Below are 14,886 nucleotides of genomic sequence, written 5' to 3' on the forward strand. Positions count from 1 at the left end.
TTATACCGAGCGATCTACCCATTTCTCGATAACTTTCATTTCCGTTCAAATAACGTAGAACGATTTGTATTTTTTCATCAGCTGTAAATTTAGCCATAGAAAAACTGCACCCCCAATTGTTAGACTGTGTCTAACAATTGGGGTGCAGTTCAACTTACTTGTGCTCTTTTTCATATGCTTCAAACAGCATGTCTCGAAATAGTGTATTTAAAACCTCAATATCGATCCCTGATCCCTTTTCAATTCCTTTTACATATTGCCCATAGTAATGAATTTGTTCTTCTAAAAATTGATTTAGCACCTTAATTTTCAATCCAACATCTAATTCAGTACCTGCTTTTTTCTTTATTAACAACTTTTCAATTTCATCTAATACACTACGTTCTAATGGTAATTCTGTAATCAATCGATCAAACTCTACAGGAGGTAAAGTTGCTTTCTCTTCTAGCCACTTACAAGCTAAAATGGGACGTAATACGTAAAAGTACTTTTTCAGCTTTACATTCTCACCTTGCAAAAATTCACGATAATTTTTCGACGCCATATGTAAATAGTGATATATCGTTGCTTTTGGATCAAAATTCTTCTCACTCATCTGTTGAAGTAGTTCTGGAAAATTAGAGTTTTTCGAATAAAAAATTGGTGATCGAATCCACTCAAGTAAAGCTGGATTCGACTTCGCGAATAGTTGCAATGCCTTTTTAATATCCCAACCACTTATATCTAAATCATCGCTAATTGGATATTCAATTACATCTCGTTTATCATGAATTGATAAATACCATTCTACTGGATGTATATAAATAAACCTAACATCATAATCGCTATCTTTCGATGGAAACCCCCAAGCACGACTCCCTGATTCCACCGCAAATAAAATTTTCACATCATTCTCTTTTTCAATTCTTTCTAACTCCAACTCGATTTTCTCTCTCATTTCATAACAACTCCATTTTTTGATTATTTCCTTGGAAATTCGACAATACACTATTAATTTTACTACATACTAAAAAAACTGTCAGAAATTACTGACAGCCTAATGAAACGTCTATTGTTGCTTTTCAATTACAGTAGCAGCAATTCGTTCAAACTCTTTTTGAATCTCCTCTTTATATGCATCTACTATTGAAAAATCCATAGCAGCAATATAAATTCGTTCTAATTTATCACGAACCGATTTTGCTTTCGCTAAGAAAGACATCGCCTCATTCATTTTTGCTTTATACTGAATGGAGACATCACGAATTTCCTTCGCATATTTCTCATCCGTCCCTGGCGTAACAATAAGGGCATACATATCAATAATTTCATCACCCTCGCGACTTGGAAAATATTCATGTGGTGCGGTGCTATCAAAAATTGCAAATCCTAATTCTCTTACGATAACCATATCAAGACTATTCGGGTCAAATCCGCAATGATATACTTCAACTTCAAACCCTTTTTCTTCAGCTGCCTTAGCTAACTTTTTGAGCATCGTTGATTTTCCAGAGCCTGGGCGCCCTTTTATAAAATAACGATGTGGTAACCCTTCTGTTAAATTAGGAACAAAATCAACTGCTCCTTTCGGTGTAGCAGCTCCTAAAAAACGATGTTTTACAAGCGATTGTCTCCCGCTTTTATCTGCAAATAATTTCTGGATTAGCTGATCGGTTAGTTCATTTGCTTTATTAAAATCTATATTATCAATATATATCTTCTCCCACTCATCATGTATAACCAATGCCTCTTTAAAATGTGCGTAAGCAGACTGAAAAGCTTTGCTTGCTTCTGAAACAAATCTTTCAATTTCTAACTTCTGCTTTCTTAGTTTATTTGAGTCCCAAGCAATTCCTAAATTTATATATTCTTCAACAACTCCTGGCATTTTTGGCTCAATAACATGCGGCGATGTCCCATCAACAATTCCTACTTTTAATTTTGGGATAATTACACCATCAACCGATTTATTGTCAGAAGAACAATGTAAAAATTCAATATCATATCCTTTTTCAACCCATTCCCGACCTATTGCCTTTATTAAAGAAGATTTTCCCGTTCCTGGGCCACCCTTTAAGATAAATAATCTGTCTAATCCTTTTAAATTCTCTTCGTATAAATTGTGAAATCCCCTAGCTGTATTACCACCAGCATAATAATTCAATACATTTCCTGTCACTGCACTCACTCCTTCGCAGCATTCTATTTACATAAGCTACAATATGCGAGCAGCTTTATTTGGGTGAATACCTATTTTGTATTGCACGAAAAAAGGAAATGAATTACAATTTAACTATCGGAAAATTCCGATTTCAAAATTAAATACTTCTTTATCAAGAGAGGCAGAGGGACCGGCCCTTTGAAGCCCAGCAACCTCAGTTTATACAAACTGAATAGGTGCTAATTCCTGCAAAATGCATTGCATTTTGGAAGATAAAACTCAACTAGCATGTAAAGCTCATCTTTCTTGATACTGAAGGATGAGCTTTTTATTATTTGAAAAATATATATTGGAGGTATGTAAAATGAAAGTAATTGATCTATCGCAAACATTTGAAAATAATATGTCTCAATTTCCTGGAACACCTAAAATACAACTAGAAGCTGTTACAAGTGTTGAAGAATCAGGCTATCAAGTTACAGATTTTCATTCTGTCGTTCACGTTGGCACACATTGTGATGCCCCTGCGCATTTTATTTCAGGCGCAACGACCATCGATCAATTACCGCTGGATCAATTTGTAGGCGAAGCTGTTCTTATAGATGTAACACATATTCAAGAGCGAAAATTACCTAAGGCAGTATTGCATAATACTGTCATAAAAGAAGGTGATATTGTTATTTTTCATTCTAATCTATCCACTAAATGGAATACAGAAGCTTATGAGAAAGAAGCATTTTACCTTTCTGAAGAATTAGCTAAAGAACTAGTGCGATTAAAGGTAAAATCTATCGGTTTAGATTTCATTTCTCCTGATGAAGTCACAACAGAAACATCACCGATTCATCACATATTACTAGGGAATAATATTTATTTAATCGAAAACTTAACAAATCTAGATGCTATCGAAACAAAACGTTTCTTTTTCTCAGCCGCACCTTTAAAAATTAAAAATAGTGACGGTGCTTTCGCAAGAGCATTTGCTGTTATATTTTAAACACAACCTATAAAGTGAACCTTTAATCAGTGGGGGTTTTGTTCATCCCACACCTAACTTCTTTGCTTCCGCTGAATTTTGAGATGGGGGTCTTACTGCCCGGCAAATAGCGGGATTAAAAAAAGCAAAGGCCACTACTGGTCTTTGCTTCTATATTTTCTATTTAAATTAAGAAAGAATTGTTCCACACGGGGACGCACCCAAGCTAAACAATCTATCTCTTTCTTCTTTGTGCAAGCTATCTCTTCTCCATCTACCATTTCAACAAGTTCTAGTTCTAACAGTTGCCTCGTGAATGCTAACATATTCACTTCTTCAGATGGATACTCTTCTTTTAATTTCTCCTCAATTTCTCCCAATAAAAAACCGTCACGCATCATTGCCAATGCATCAATCCAAAGTGGCGGCATTTCATATTTTTCTCCTGTAATTGTATCTTTTACAATATAATTCTTTTGCTCTTTTCGAAATTGAATCGTGTGTAAACATACAGTCGAATTTAATGTTAATTCCATCATACCACCTCTTTCATAATATCTGCATAGAAAAAAGGATGCGCGTGCACCCCTTCTTATCTTTTCATAACACTACTGAACCGTTACATGAGCAATCAATCTCATGCCGATATTTTCCTCCATTATAAACGAAGTATTTTATAAAAAAAACCCTTCTTGAAACATTTTATAAAATGTTTATATTTACACAACAAGAACACTTTTCTGAAAAATCTTTTCTCCCAATACATTAAACGGTCGGCAGAAAAATTTCGACTTTCGTTCCTACTCCTAGACTACTTTGGATCGTGATACTCCCTTGATGTTCCTTAATAATTTTATATGTAATCATTAATCCAAGTCCTGTACCATTCTCCTTTGTTGTGTAAAACGCCTTGCCGATTTTTTCCAACTTTTCATTCTCTATACCAAATCCTTGGTCTTCAACAGAAATACACAAATGTCCTTGCGTTTTTTGATATGCACGGATATGAATTTCTCCACCCTCTGGCATTGATTCTATTCCATTTTTAATGATATTTAATAACACTTGTTTTAATTGCTTATCATCACCGTTTATAGCCGGTAAATTCCCATCTACTTGTAAATGACATTTAACTCTATATTGCGTTGCATAACTTTCCATTAGATGCACAACATATAGAAGGATGTCTCGTATATTACACCTTTCATAATTTGTTGGCTTTGGTTTTCCTAACAACATCAATTCACTAACAAATCCATTAACCCTTTCAATTTCTTGTAACATAATGTCGTAGCTCATCGTATCAGCTGGATTTCTTTCTTTTTGCATTTGCGTAAACCCTTTTAACGCTGTTAACGGATTTCGAATTTCATGGGCAATTGTTGTAGACATAGTTCCAATCACAGCTAAATTTTCCGTCTCTTTCATATTGTTCATCATTTCAACCACTGTTCTTACATAAGATTGAAATCGTTTTAATAAAGAATGTGAAATAATGAAATAGAATACACATAAAACAAGTGGAATTACCACTTTTAAATCTTGTAATAGCAATGTGAAAAATACGTACTTTCCAATTACACTAAAGGAAACTAAATAAAAGTATTTTCTATTCACGAAAACTGGGGCAAATAAAATTAATAACATTTCTACCATACTACCATGTTCAAAAGGTCTATCCGTTCGCAAATAAATCATTAAATTATTAACAAGATTGATAAACATGTACCCAAATAAAAATAAATATTTTACAGAATATACATACCCTCTTTTTTGAAGGTATATAGAAATAGGAAATATTGCTATTACAAATATAGGCACACCTATCCCAAGACTACCTTCTGGCCAACCTACCGCTGTTCCACTAATATTCATAGCAGGATACACAAAATAATATATAGCGTCATATAAAAAGAATATAATATAGAATAATAATATAAATACCTTTAAGGCTCTTCTTTCTTCATAAATCAAGCTCTTGTATTTGTTCATATAAAAACTCCCCTTGATCGATACAAAAAACTTTCATTGTTATCTCCTTAAAGTATAAGTATGAAATTGCTTTCAGGGCAATATTTAACCTTATAATACTAAAAGGAAGGAGATCTCTCCTTCCTTTTGGTAACAAATTACACCCATCTTACCCTGTCATGTAACAATCCATCAGTAAAATTATTATGCCCCATTACAAAATCCTTCATATATAAATTTAAATACTCACCGTACTTACTTTCTGTATTTAATAACAACTCCTCGACGTAATAAGCACCTTGTTCAAATCGATCTAAAAGTAAACTGGACAAGCCCGCATAAATCCCGCACCCTACCTGAAAATACGTTGCATTCGTTTTATATTTACGAAAAACTTGGCTACTATTCATCACATTATACATATATGTCTCACTATTTTCATAAACGAGTAACACACCGACCAAGTCCTCTCCAGCAACCTCTTCTTCCGCTGGATTAAACACTTTACGATTCCAGTTCCATAAATCTTCTACTTGGTCTAAATTCTGTCTAATTATATTTGTTGTATACTCATTAATTCGGTAAAGAAAACCAACTTCCATATTAAAGTTTTTCCCTAAAATTAATACTTCCTCATGTGGCATTAAACAACCATAGAATTCTTTTTCTCCCAACTTCACTTTATACTCTGAAGCATATACATCTTCATAAAAGTAAAGAGGACGATGTTGACTCATATACATCGGATAACTCCAGATTGCTTCATCTAAAAATCGCTCTACTGCCCATGAAGCATAAAGTGTATGTGGCTTTATAAGCGCTGTATCATTCAAAAACGACGTGTCATGTTCTACAATATAACATGCTCTTGGCCTTTCATTTGGTCGTTCCTTCATAAGTTCAACAACCATCCATTGAACAACACCTGGATTCATACCTGAACCTATAATCGCTTTTGTATTTGTAAATTTCTCTTTCTCCTTCTCAAACCTTGTATATCTTTCCGTAAGCTGAAAGCCGATTAAGCTATCGTCCTGATCTACGGCCTCATTTTCCAAGGCTGAATTAATATAACAAATTCCTAGTTCATTACAGCAGCTTAATACTCTAATTGTATCTGCTCCTGAAACATCAATCACAACACTCGTTCTTTTTTCTTTTAAATGTTGTTTAAATTCCACTACATTTTGAAGGTTTATTTCATATAAATATAAGCGACCTTTCAAATTCGAAAACAACTCATCATAATAAGTCCTATCTTTTTGTTTTATATCCACCAAATGAAATTTGGCATTCTTTAATACTTCATAAATTGGATCTTTTTCATTTGCTATCGCTTGATTTAAAATTGCTAAAACTGCTTTTGCTGCTCCACCAGCACTACCAAGCAATGTAATTGATAACGAATTCGGAAACTGCTCCACAAACAAAACCCCTTTAATAAATTAGTTGAGCAGCTCCTCCTCAAAAAATAAATTGAATACATAAAAAGATAGCTCGTACATATTTCTTTATAAAGTAGTGCAAAATTATTTTTAAAAAGATCACACTATAATATATTTATATTCAATTCATTTTTCCCCTCATATCCAAATTAAACTAAATAAATAGGCTCGACCTTTTCTTCTGCATATAAAAGAAAAAGCCAGCCCTTCCAACTAATCTACGGACAATGGACGGATTTTACATGTTGAATATTCACATACATTTTTGCATCACGTGCTTTTGATATTTCAATATGACCTTCATCAATTTTCGCCATTTTTCCAATTTTATTGGACTCCTCACCTAAATCGAACACCATAATTTTCCCTGTCATTTTAATAAGCTGTTCTTCAAACGTTCTAGCTAACGTAATATTTAACGGATTTACGGGGAGTTCATTTTTATTGAGGGCATACGGTACTTGGTTTTCTTTATACGGAATTAACCATTTTAAATGCTTTAAAGATATATATACCGTTTTATAAACCGGACTATAAAAAACAATATAATCGTTCATCACACTTGTAACATAACCATGTATTGGAGCATTTCCTGCTACATAAACTTCTGTAAAAATACCTTTAGAAGTACTTAATACTTTTCTCAAAGAAATTGAAGGGGATTCCCTCTTAATTACAGAATCAACATCTGGTTTTGATATTTCTTCGTCATATGGTCTTAAAAATTTATAGTATTGTACATGATATAAAGATATATATACGTAATCTTGTCCATTGTAAAGAACGACGATATCATTTCCTACATCAATTAATACACCTTTAAATCTTTTTTCACCGATTAATTTAACATATATATTTTCTCCAATACTTTTATTCAACTCATTCATCTATATCCTCCTTCCTATGAATATCAGCTTTCCTATCTTCCGTTTCAAAAAAAATAATCAGGGCAATGTTTTGTCTTAATAGTAAGTAATTCCTTTTCATACTATCGAAATAAGAAATTGTTCTTCTCTTTCCCTCATAATGCCCCTCTTATTTATTAAACATTATTCATCTTCATTCTTTTTACATTTCACTACTTGACTCACACTCTTAATATGATAATTAATGATATAAATGACTTCATCGCAGTTTACTAGTGTAATACATTCTTCATGCACTTCACTTAATAATCCTTCCACACATTCTGGACCGCCACGATTAATCTTTACCCACTTATACTTCAAGTCACGTAATACATCGACAAAAGTATCATCATCAGAGCAGAAACATGAAACATAGGAATCGCCACATTTACTTTCTTTCACTTTCTTAGCTAGACTCTTCACATGTTTCAATTGGTAATATACTAATTCACCAAGAGGAAGTTGTAATGTAAGGTAATCTCTCCCTAACGATACAAGTACCCCCACTCGACTCTCTGGTCCACGAAGATTTACTTTTACAGTCTCACCGACTAAGCATTTAATTTGCTCACAGCATAATATACTTTCCAAATTTGTATCCTCCTTTCTTATTATCTTCCTCTACTTGACTGTCTTTGTGCGCGAGCTCGACCTGAATTATCGCTACTACTTTCCTTACTATTACTATCTTCGCTCTCATCGCTCTCTCCGCATGCTAATGCATTATAGTTAACACTTTTAATATGCTTTATTGCAATTAATATAACTTCTTCTTTTACAATTAATGTAACGAAGTCACAAGAAACATCTTGTAAAATGCCTTCCACTTTCTCTGGACCACCGCGATTAATTTTCACCCAGCAATATTTGAAGCTTAGAAGTAGTGCTTCAAAGTCGTCTGCACATTCGCAATCTTCCCAATCACAATCACTTGATCCACAGTCTTTTGTATTTTTCGTAATACTTTTCAGATGGCTAAGTTGATAGTAATAAAGCTCACCTTTTTCATTCTTCAATACGAAGTAGTCCGGACATACTGATATTATTGTTCCTTTTTGAGATTCTGGACCACCCCTGTTTACTCTCACAAAAGATCCAATTAAGTCTTTCAGAAAATCACAATGAAATAAACTCACGAGAAAACCCCTTCCATTAATTTATAAGCTTTTGCACTGATAGTATATGTATCTGTACAGGTTACGTTCTCTATGTTTGTCCTAGCTAGAAAAAAATATGCTTTTAACATGGTAGACTACTACCTATCAAAAATATAAGAAATTCTGCGTGCCCATTAGGATTTTGATACATTTAAACAAAAATCCCGTATGAAGATACATTTCTGCATATCTTCATACGGGATTTCCCAAAGTTTAGTCTTCGTCTTTAACATCCATATCTTCTGGAATTGGTTCATTTAATATTTCTTCCACTAACTGCTTATATTTCTCCATTTGTTCTAAATGTGTATTGAATTGTTCTTGATTTACTAAATATTGCTCTCCATCGAATAGCGCACGAATTTTCTTTTGCTGAATTAACTCTTCAATATACGATTTCGGTAAATTCAAATACTCCGCAGTCTCTTCTACTGTTATATACAATGCGTTCATTCCTTTATTATTTTTTCATCTATACTGTATCTTACTTTACTTTATTTTTGTAAACAAATAAAAAAGATTTTGTAAATGCAGTTCAAAAAGCAGGTAGATGCATTCCATATATTGTATAGTATTATATAGTAAGAATTTTTTAAATATAGAATGGTATTACCCATTTACACAAAGGAGAGTTAACATATGGCTACTCGTCACATCATTACAATGTTAGAAAAAACACTACAAGTTGAAACAGAAAACACAATTTCTCATTTGAATGTATCTTTATCTGATCGTTTTCTTTCTCAAAGCACAGCAATACATGAAAACAATTGTTATCATACAATTGGTGAATGGTACAAAAATCATTTCTTATTCCAACAAGATGATTTCCTTTGGGCTAAATATGCTTTCTATGACGCATATTGTGAAGCCATCAAAAAACAAGGCCATCTTACAAAACGCGTCCGTCAAATATTAGAATCATTGGCTCGAAAACATGGAAAACAATATATTGCTTCTATACTAAATATGCCATTTCCTAATGAACGCGCTAAAGGGACAGCGTAATTTAGCCATGTTCTGCGTAAGCAAAACATAGCTAAATTGTTTTCTAGGATGCTTTACCAATAAAATGTTCATATCATATGAACTGATGAAACCGGTGTCATTATAATGATTGAAAATATAGTAAACAGGAAAAACCCCACGTACATCTCTCATCCATTTGAATAGAGAAGTATGTGGGGGTATACTTGTTCCTTATTATTTCATCATCTGTTTAATCAGTTCTCGATTTCTCTTCTTAAATACTTCATTATGAGAAGAAACCATTCCGTACTCACTTGCATCTGGTTGGATAAATTGCTTTGCTTTATTCACAGCATTTCCAGCATCTTGGAATGCACCTGCAATTAAGTGTAGTTTCCCTTCGTGCTTTAAAATATCTCCAGCAGCATATAATCCATCTACTGAAGACTCACTATTTGCATTACCTGCAATATAATAATTATCTATAATCGCAACGTCTAACTCACTATTTTCTAATAATGTAATGTCACGTTCATATCCATGATTAATAATAACTTCATCAATAGGTAAATGAGAAACCTCACCTGTTTCATGATTTGTCAATTCTACATATTCGATCGCTTCATGATTATCACCAGCAATGAGTTTTGTAATCGATGTATTAAAGAAACACTCCGCCGAGCTGTTCAGCAGTTGTTTTACTTGTGCTTCATGACCAGATAATTCTTCTTTTCTATATGTTACATACACTTTTTTCGCAATTGGTTCTAATTCATTTGCCCAATCAACCGCAGAATTTCCTCCGCCGGAAATAATGACCGTCTTACCTTTGAAACGCTTTAAAGATTTCACTGTATAATTTAAATTAGATACTTCAAATCGCTCAGCACCTTCAATTGATAACTTTTGAGGTTTCAATATACCACTTCCAGTTGCGACGATAACTGTTTTTGAAAAATGTTCTTCGCCATTGCTTGCTTTTAACGTAAAAGTGCCATCTTCGTTACGAATAATCGATTCTACTTTTGTATTTAATACCACTTCTGGCTTAAATGTTAGCCCTTGCTGTACAAGTTGTTCAATTAATTTATCACCTGTAACTGGCAGCAGCCCTCCTACATCCCAAATCATCTTCTCTGGATAAACATGTATTTTTCCACCTAACTGTGGTTGAAATTCTATTATTTTCGTTTTCATCTCTCTGAGTCCACTATAAAAAGCTGAATAAAGCCCTGCAGGTCCTCCGCCTATCACAGTTACATCAAACAATTCTTCTTGATTCATTCGTGTCACTCCTCAGCTACTAGTCATTGATTATCATTCTCAATAAAATATAACCTGTTTCCGCAAAATTTACAATCAAAATTACTATTGACAATACACCTATATAAAATTATATTATTTAAAGAATCAATAGTGATAATCATTATCAATTTGTTAATAATTAGCAAATTGAGATTACATCTTCTTTCATTAATATGGTTAATACTATATTATAAAATCTCATATTCAAGATTTTTAATAGATTATTTTGCATTACCACTACTCTTTCAAAAAGATTACAGTTAAACAAATTATTGTATACACATATCATCTATGTTAAAGGAGAAAGACGATGAAAAAGTTATTTATTTCACTAACAGTTCTTTTCGTTCTTGTTATGAGTGCTTGTAGCAATGGCTCTACAGACAAAAAGAACGATGCAAAAGGTAGTAAATCAGAAACAATTACATACCAATCTGAAAATGGTAAAGTAGAAGTTCCTGCAAATCCAAAACGCGTTGTTGTATTATCATCATTCGCTGGTAACGTAATGTCATTAGATGTAAATCTTGTTGGGGTAGATTCATGGTCTAAACAAAACCCACGTTTTGATAGCAAACTTAAAGATGTTGCTGAAGTATCAGATGAAAATGTTGAAAAAATCGCTGAACTAAATCCAGATTTAATCATCGGTTTATCAAATATTAAAAATGTCGATAAGTTAAAGAAAATCGCTCCTACTGTAACATACACTTACGGAAAAGTTGATTACTTAACACAGCATTTAGAAATTGGTAAGTTATTAAACAAAGAAAAAGAAGCAAAAACTTGGGTTGATGACTTCAAGAAACGTGCACAAGAAGCTGGTAAAGAAATTAAAGCAAAAATCGGTGAAGATGCAACAGTTTCTGTTGTAGAAAACTTCAACAAACAGCTTTATGTATACGGCGAGAACTGGGGCCGCGGAACAGAAATCCTGTACCAAGAAATGAAATTAAAAATGCCTGAAAAAGTAAAAGAAAAAGCATTAAAAGAAGGTTACTACGCATTATCTACTGAGGTATTACCGGAATTTGCTGGTGATTACTTAATCGTAAGTAAAAATAAAGAGACTGATAACTCATTCCAAGAGACAGAATCATATAAAAACATCCCAGCAGTAAAAAATAATCGCGTATATGAAGCAAACATGATGGAATTCTATTTCAATGATCCACTTACATTAGATTTCCAACTAGACTTCTTCAAGAAAAACTTTCTTGGTAAATAATACAAACATGAGGAATTCTTAATTTAAGAATTCCTCTTCCTTTATTCTATGAACAGAAAAGATGTGAAACGAATGACAAAAGATCATGAAAATCCACGTTCTATAGCTTTTACATACAAACTAATTTTAAGCTTAATTGCATTCTTTCTTATTTTTATGGTTGCAATGGTATTAGGTGCTGCAGATACTTCGATAAAAGATGTATGGTTAGCACTCACTTCCTCCGCTAAAGGAGACAAAATATCTATTATTCGAGAAATACGTTTACCACGTGAAGTTGCTGCTATTTTTGTAGGAGCTGGATTAGCCGTTTCTGGAGCAATTATGCAAGGATTAACACGAAATCCACTTGCAGATCCTGGTTTATTAGGGCTATCTGGTGGAGCAAATGCTGCGCTTGCACTGACACTTGCTTTCAATCCTTCCATCAGCTATCTTTACTTAACATTAGCTTGCTTTATCGGTGCGGCAATTGGCGCAATCATGGTATTTGGAATTGGTATGGTGAAAAAAGGCGGCCTTTCTCCTCTTCGAATTGTATTAGCGGGCGCTGCAGTTTCCGCATTTCTACTCGCAATTTCAGAAGGAATCGGCATTTATTTTAAAATTTCACAAGATGTATCACTTTGGACTGCTGGGGGCGTAATTGGAACAACTTGGAGCCAATTAAAAATTATTATTCCAGTCATTTCAATTAGTATCTTTATCGCTATCTTACTAGCAAAAAAATTAACAGTTCTTAGTTTCAGTGAGGAAGTGGCTATTGGACTTGGTCAAAAAATTATTGTTATTAAAACTATTTTATTTATCATTATTATCTTACTTGCAGGTGCATCTGTAGCGCTTGTTGGAAATATGGCATTTATCGGTTTAATGGTACCTCACATGGTACGCCCAATTGTCGGTCCAGATTACCGATTTGTTATACCGATGTCAGCAATTGCTGGAGCTTCCTTTATGCTACTTGCAGATACAATCGGACGTACTATTAACGCTCCGTACGAAACACCAGTTGCGGCAATTGTCGCGATTGTAGGGTTACCATTCTTCCTATTCATTGTACGTAAAGGAGGAAAAACATTCTCATGATGCAATCTATTCTAAGAAAACAACGTCTTATTATACTCGCTTTACTAATACTGACCATCACCACCATTGTAGTTGGAATGGGACTTGGTTCAGCATCTTTATCTTATGATCGACTACTCCCAACATTAATGGGACAAGGGACTTTTAAAGAGGAGTTTGTTTTATACTCTTTAAGACTACCTAGAATTGTGATTACATTATTAGCTGGTATGGCTCTCGCTTTATCAGGGGCTATATTCCAAGGAATTACTCGAAATGATTTAGCTGAACCTGGTATTCTCGGGATCAACTCTGGGGCCGGTGTTGCTGTTGCTATTTTCTTTTTATACTTTCCAATAGATGTAGGTTCATTTCTTTACTTACTACCAGTCGTTGGATTTATCGGGGCTTTTCTGACAGCTGTTCTAATTTACGTATTTTCATATAGTAAATCAACTGGGCTTCAGCCAATCCGACTAACATTAACCGGTATTGGTTTTTCATTTGCACTATCTGGAATGATGATTGTCCTTATTTCATCCGCTGATCGTATGAAAGTGGACTTTATCGCCAAGTGGATTGCCGGAAACATTTGGGGAGATGACTGGGTCTTCGTTTTAGCAATGCTCCCATGGTTAATCGTATTAATTCCGTTCGTTTTCTATAAAGCAAATCGATTAAACATTCTAGCATTAAACGAGCCAGTCGCAATCGGTGTTGGAATTGAAATTGAAAAAGAACGCAGATACTTATTAGTTGCAGCCGTTGCGCTTGCAGCTGCAGCTGTTTCCGTAACAGGAGGAATTAGCTTTATCGGACTAATGGCTCCTCATATCGCGAAATCTTTAGTAGGTCCAAGACATCAAATTTTCATGCCTATTGCCGTTTTAATCGGCGGATGGCTATTGCTATTAGCAGATACAATTGGCCGAAACATCGTTGAACCTAACGGCATCCCAGCAGGTATTGTCGTTGCTTTAATTGGGGCTCCTTACTTTATGTATTTGTTGCTTAAGAAAGCGTAAAAAACACCCTCAAGATCTTTTCTTGAGGGTGTTTTTGTTTCATTCTACTGCTGCCCATACCCTTCAAACTTCTTCGCCAAATTCTCCATCTCATCTTCTGGCAAAAGCTTCGGTTCTCCGACGCTTTTCGTTTGATAATAAATTTGAGCACAAAACTCAATCTCTTCTGCAACAGTAAACGCCATTTTTATATTATTTGCACCAGCAATTAAACCGTGATTTGCAAGTAGCACAGCACGACGATCAATCATGCCTTCAAAAGCAGCATCCGCTAATTGCTTCGTACCAAATGTTTCATACGGTGCACAGCGAACATTCGGGCCTGCGAAAGCAATTAAATATGAAACAGCAGGAAGCTCCCATCCTAATGACGCAATCGTCTTTGCGTAAGGAGAATGTGTATGCACAAGCGCATTTATATCTTCACGATTTCTATAATAAATAAGATGCATATCTAGTTCGCTTGATGGCTTTCTCTCTCCCTCTACCACTTCACCATCTAAGTTTAATATAACTACATCTTCAGGTTTTGTTTCATAATACTCTAAACCACTTGGACTAATCGCAACAAGACCTTGTTCGCGATTGAAAATACTAATATTACCCCCAGTCCCCTTTGTTAAACCACTAGAGATCATTTTCTTTCCATACGCTACAATTTCTTCTCTTTCTTTTTGTAATAACATATACATCC

17 protein-coding genes and 1 riboswitch are annotated in these 14,886 nt (G+C 34.2%); of the genes, 5 read left to right on the top strand and 12 right to left on the bottom strand.

The window, feature by feature from the left end:
* The 3 genes from MR167_RS16475 to MR167_RS16485 all read right to left on the bottom strand — a co-directional run.
* Positions 1–97 (bottom strand): IS3 family transposase (locus MR167_RS16475; RefSeq protein ID WP_016098213.1); only part of this gene is annotated, 97 nt, incomplete at its 3' end.
* A 57-nt stretch (positions 98–154) separates the two neighbouring features.
* A complete protein-coding gene (locus tag MR167_RS16480) occupies positions 155–937 on the bottom strand; it encodes a nucleotidyltransferase domain-containing protein (protein WP_001208228.1) in 783 nt (260 codons plus the stop codon).
* Positions 938–1,048: 111 nt separating this feature from the next.
* On the bottom strand, positions 1,049–2,158 hold the full coding sequence (locus MR167_RS16485) for a PRK06851 family protein (protein WP_000147472.1): 1,110 nt from the start codon (positions 2,156–2,158) through the stop codon (positions 1,049–1,051).
* A 148-nt stretch (positions 2,159–2,306) separates the two neighbouring features.
* A riboswitch (SAM riboswitch) is annotated at positions 2,307–2,419 on the top strand.
* 85 nt (positions 2,420–2,504) lie between these two features.
* On the opposite strand from MR167_RS16485, the gene MR167_RS16490 reads away from it, so the two are divergent.
* Positions 2,505–3,137: a cyclase family protein gene (locus MR167_RS16490; RefSeq protein ID WP_063546317.1), complete on the top strand. Its 633-nt coding sequence runs from the start codon at positions 2,505–2,507 to the stop codon at positions 3,135–3,137.
* Between the two features lie 134 nt (positions 3,138–3,271).
* Here MR167_RS16490 and MR167_RS16495 read toward each other — a convergent pair whose 3' ends face one another.
* From MR167_RS16495 to MR167_RS16525, 7 genes are all read right to left on the bottom strand, one after another.
* A complete protein-coding gene (locus MR167_RS16495) occupies positions 3,272–3,652 on the bottom strand; it encodes a hypothetical protein (RefSeq protein WP_000424116.1) in 381 nt (126 codons plus the stop codon).
* A 229-nt stretch (positions 3,653–3,881) separates the two neighbouring features.
* Positions 3,882–5,108: an ATP-binding protein gene (locus MR167_RS16500; RefSeq protein ID WP_001046099.1), complete on the bottom strand. Its 1,227-nt coding sequence runs from the start codon at positions 5,106–5,108 to the stop codon at positions 3,882–3,884.
* Between the two features lie 137 nt (positions 5,109–5,245).
* Complete coding sequence (locus MR167_RS16505; RefSeq protein WP_000434727.1) at positions 5,246–6,511, bottom strand: hypothetical protein; 1,266 nt, start codon at positions 6,509–6,511, stop codon at positions 5,246–5,248.
* A gap of 239 nt (positions 6,512–6,750) precedes the next feature.
* On the bottom strand, positions 6,751–7,419 hold the full coding sequence (locus MR167_RS16510; protein WP_001004281.1) for an LSm family protein: 669 nt from the start codon (positions 7,417–7,419) through the stop codon (positions 6,751–6,753).
* Between the two features lie 162 nt (positions 7,420–7,581).
* Complete coding sequence (locus tag MR167_RS16515) at positions 7,582–8,031, bottom strand: hypothetical protein (protein ID WP_000443833.1); 450 nt, start codon at positions 8,029–8,031, stop codon at positions 7,582–7,584.
* A gap of 20 nt (positions 8,032–8,051) precedes the next feature.
* On the bottom strand, positions 8,052–8,576 hold the full coding sequence (locus MR167_RS16520; RefSeq protein WP_149185674.1) for a spore coat protein: 525 nt from the start codon (positions 8,574–8,576) through the stop codon (positions 8,052–8,054).
* A 234-nt stretch (positions 8,577–8,810) separates the two neighbouring features.
* On the bottom strand, positions 8,811–9,050 hold the full coding sequence (locus tag MR167_RS16525; protein ID WP_179958937.1) for a helix-turn-helix domain-containing protein: 240 nt from the start codon (positions 9,048–9,050) through the stop codon (positions 8,811–8,813).
* A gap of 186 nt (positions 9,051–9,236) precedes the next feature.
* Between MR167_RS16525 and MR167_RS16530 the strand changes: the two genes are divergently transcribed.
* Complete coding sequence (locus MR167_RS16530) at positions 9,237–9,605, top strand: hypothetical protein (protein ID WP_000235474.1); 369 nt, start codon at positions 9,237–9,239, stop codon at positions 9,603–9,605.
* Positions 9,606–9,800: 195 nt separating this feature from the next.
* On the opposite strand, the gene MR167_RS16535 is transcribed toward MR167_RS16530, so the two are convergent.
* Positions 9,801–10,850 carry an NAD(P)/FAD-dependent oxidoreductase gene (locus MR167_RS16535; RefSeq protein ID WP_001070938.1) on the bottom strand — a complete coding sequence of 350 codons (1,050 nt, stop codon included), beginning with the start codon at positions 10,848–10,850 and terminating at the stop codon, positions 9,801–9,803.
* Between the two features lie 331 nt (positions 10,851–11,181).
* Between MR167_RS16535 and MR167_RS16540 the strand changes: the two genes are divergently transcribed.
* Genes MR167_RS16540 through MR167_RS16550 form a run of 3 tightly spaced genes read left to right on the top strand, consistent with a single transcriptional unit; the run spans position 11,182 to position 14,192 of the window.
* Positions 11,182–12,099 carry an iron-hydroxamate ABC transporter substrate-binding protein gene (locus MR167_RS16540; protein ID WP_000732570.1) on the top strand — a complete coding sequence of 306 codons (918 nt, stop codon included), beginning with the start codon at positions 11,182–11,184 and terminating at the stop codon, positions 12,097–12,099.
* A 48-nt stretch (positions 12,100–12,147) separates the two neighbouring features.
* Positions 12,148–13,188 carry a FecCD family ABC transporter permease gene (locus MR167_RS16545; protein WP_002153558.1) on the top strand — a complete coding sequence of 347 codons (1,041 nt, stop codon included), beginning with the start codon at positions 12,148–12,150 and terminating at the stop codon, positions 13,186–13,188.
* A complete protein-coding gene (locus tag MR167_RS16550) occupies positions 13,185–14,192 on the top strand; it encodes a FecCD family ABC transporter permease (protein ID WP_000983742.1) in 1,008 nt (335 codons plus the stop codon). Before MR167_RS16545 ends, MR167_RS16550 begins: the two co-directional genes overlap by 4 nt.
* Before the next feature lie 44 nt (positions 14,193–14,236).
* Here the strand turns inward: MR167_RS16550 and MR167_RS16555 are convergent, their stop codons facing one another.
* Entirely contained in the window at positions 14,237–14,878 is a 642-nt protein-coding gene (locus tag MR167_RS16555) for an L-fuculose-phosphate aldolase (RefSeq protein WP_000926560.1), read from the bottom strand.
* Positions 14,879–14,886 lie beyond the last annotated feature (8 nt).

The organism is Bacillus cereus group sp. BfR-BA-01355 (assembly GCF_022663675.1).
In the GTDB taxonomy this organism is placed as follows: domain Bacteria; phylum Bacillota; class Bacilli; order Bacillales; family Bacillaceae_G; genus Bacillus_A; species Bacillus_A thuringiensis_S.

Excerpts from the sequence above, each read along its gene's own strand:
- MR167_RS16480 (WP_001208228.1), bottom strand. The coding sequence starts at position 937 with ATGAGAGAGAAAATCGAGTTGGAGTTAGAAAGAATTGAAAAAGAGAAT.
- MR167_RS16490 (WP_063546317.1), top strand. The coding sequence starts at position 2,505 with ATGAAAGTAATTGATCTATCGCAAACATTTGAAAATAATATGTCTCAA.
- MR167_RS16495 (WP_000424116.1), bottom strand. The coding sequence starts at position 3,652 with ATGGAATTAACATTAAATTCGACTGTATGTTTACACACGATTCAATTT.
- MR167_RS16500 (WP_001046099.1), bottom strand. The coding sequence starts at position 5,108 with ATGAACAAATACAAGAGCTTGATTTATGAAGAAAGAAGAGCCTTAAAG.
- MR167_RS16510 (WP_001004281.1), bottom strand. The coding sequence starts at position 7,419 with ATGAATGAGTTGAATAAAAGTATTGGAGAAAATATATATGTTAAATTA.
- MR167_RS16525 (WP_179958937.1), bottom strand. The coding sequence starts at position 9,050 with ATGAACGCATTGTATATAACAGTAGAAGAGACTGCGGAGTATTTGAAT.
- MR167_RS16530 (WP_000235474.1), top strand. The coding sequence starts at position 9,237 with ATGGCTACTCGTCACATCATTACAATGTTAGAAAAAACACTACAAGTT.
- MR167_RS16535 (WP_001070938.1), bottom strand. The coding sequence starts at position 10,850 with ATGAATCAAGAAGAATTGTTTGATGTAACTGTGATAGGCGGAGGACCT.
- MR167_RS16540 (WP_000732570.1), top strand. The coding sequence starts at position 11,182 with ATGAAAAAGTTATTTATTTCACTAACAGTTCTTTTCGTTCTTGTTATG.
- MR167_RS16545 (WP_002153558.1), top strand. The coding sequence starts at position 12,148 with ATGAACAGAAAAGATGTGAAACGAATGACAAAAGATCATGAAAATCCA.
- MR167_RS16550 (WP_000983742.1), top strand. The coding sequence starts at position 13,185 with ATGATGCAATCTATTCTAAGAAAACAACGTCTTATTATACTCGCTTTA.
- MR167_RS16555 (WP_000926560.1), bottom strand. The coding sequence starts at position 14,878 with ATGTTATTACAAAAAGAAAGAGAAGAAATTGTAGCGTATGGAAAGAAA.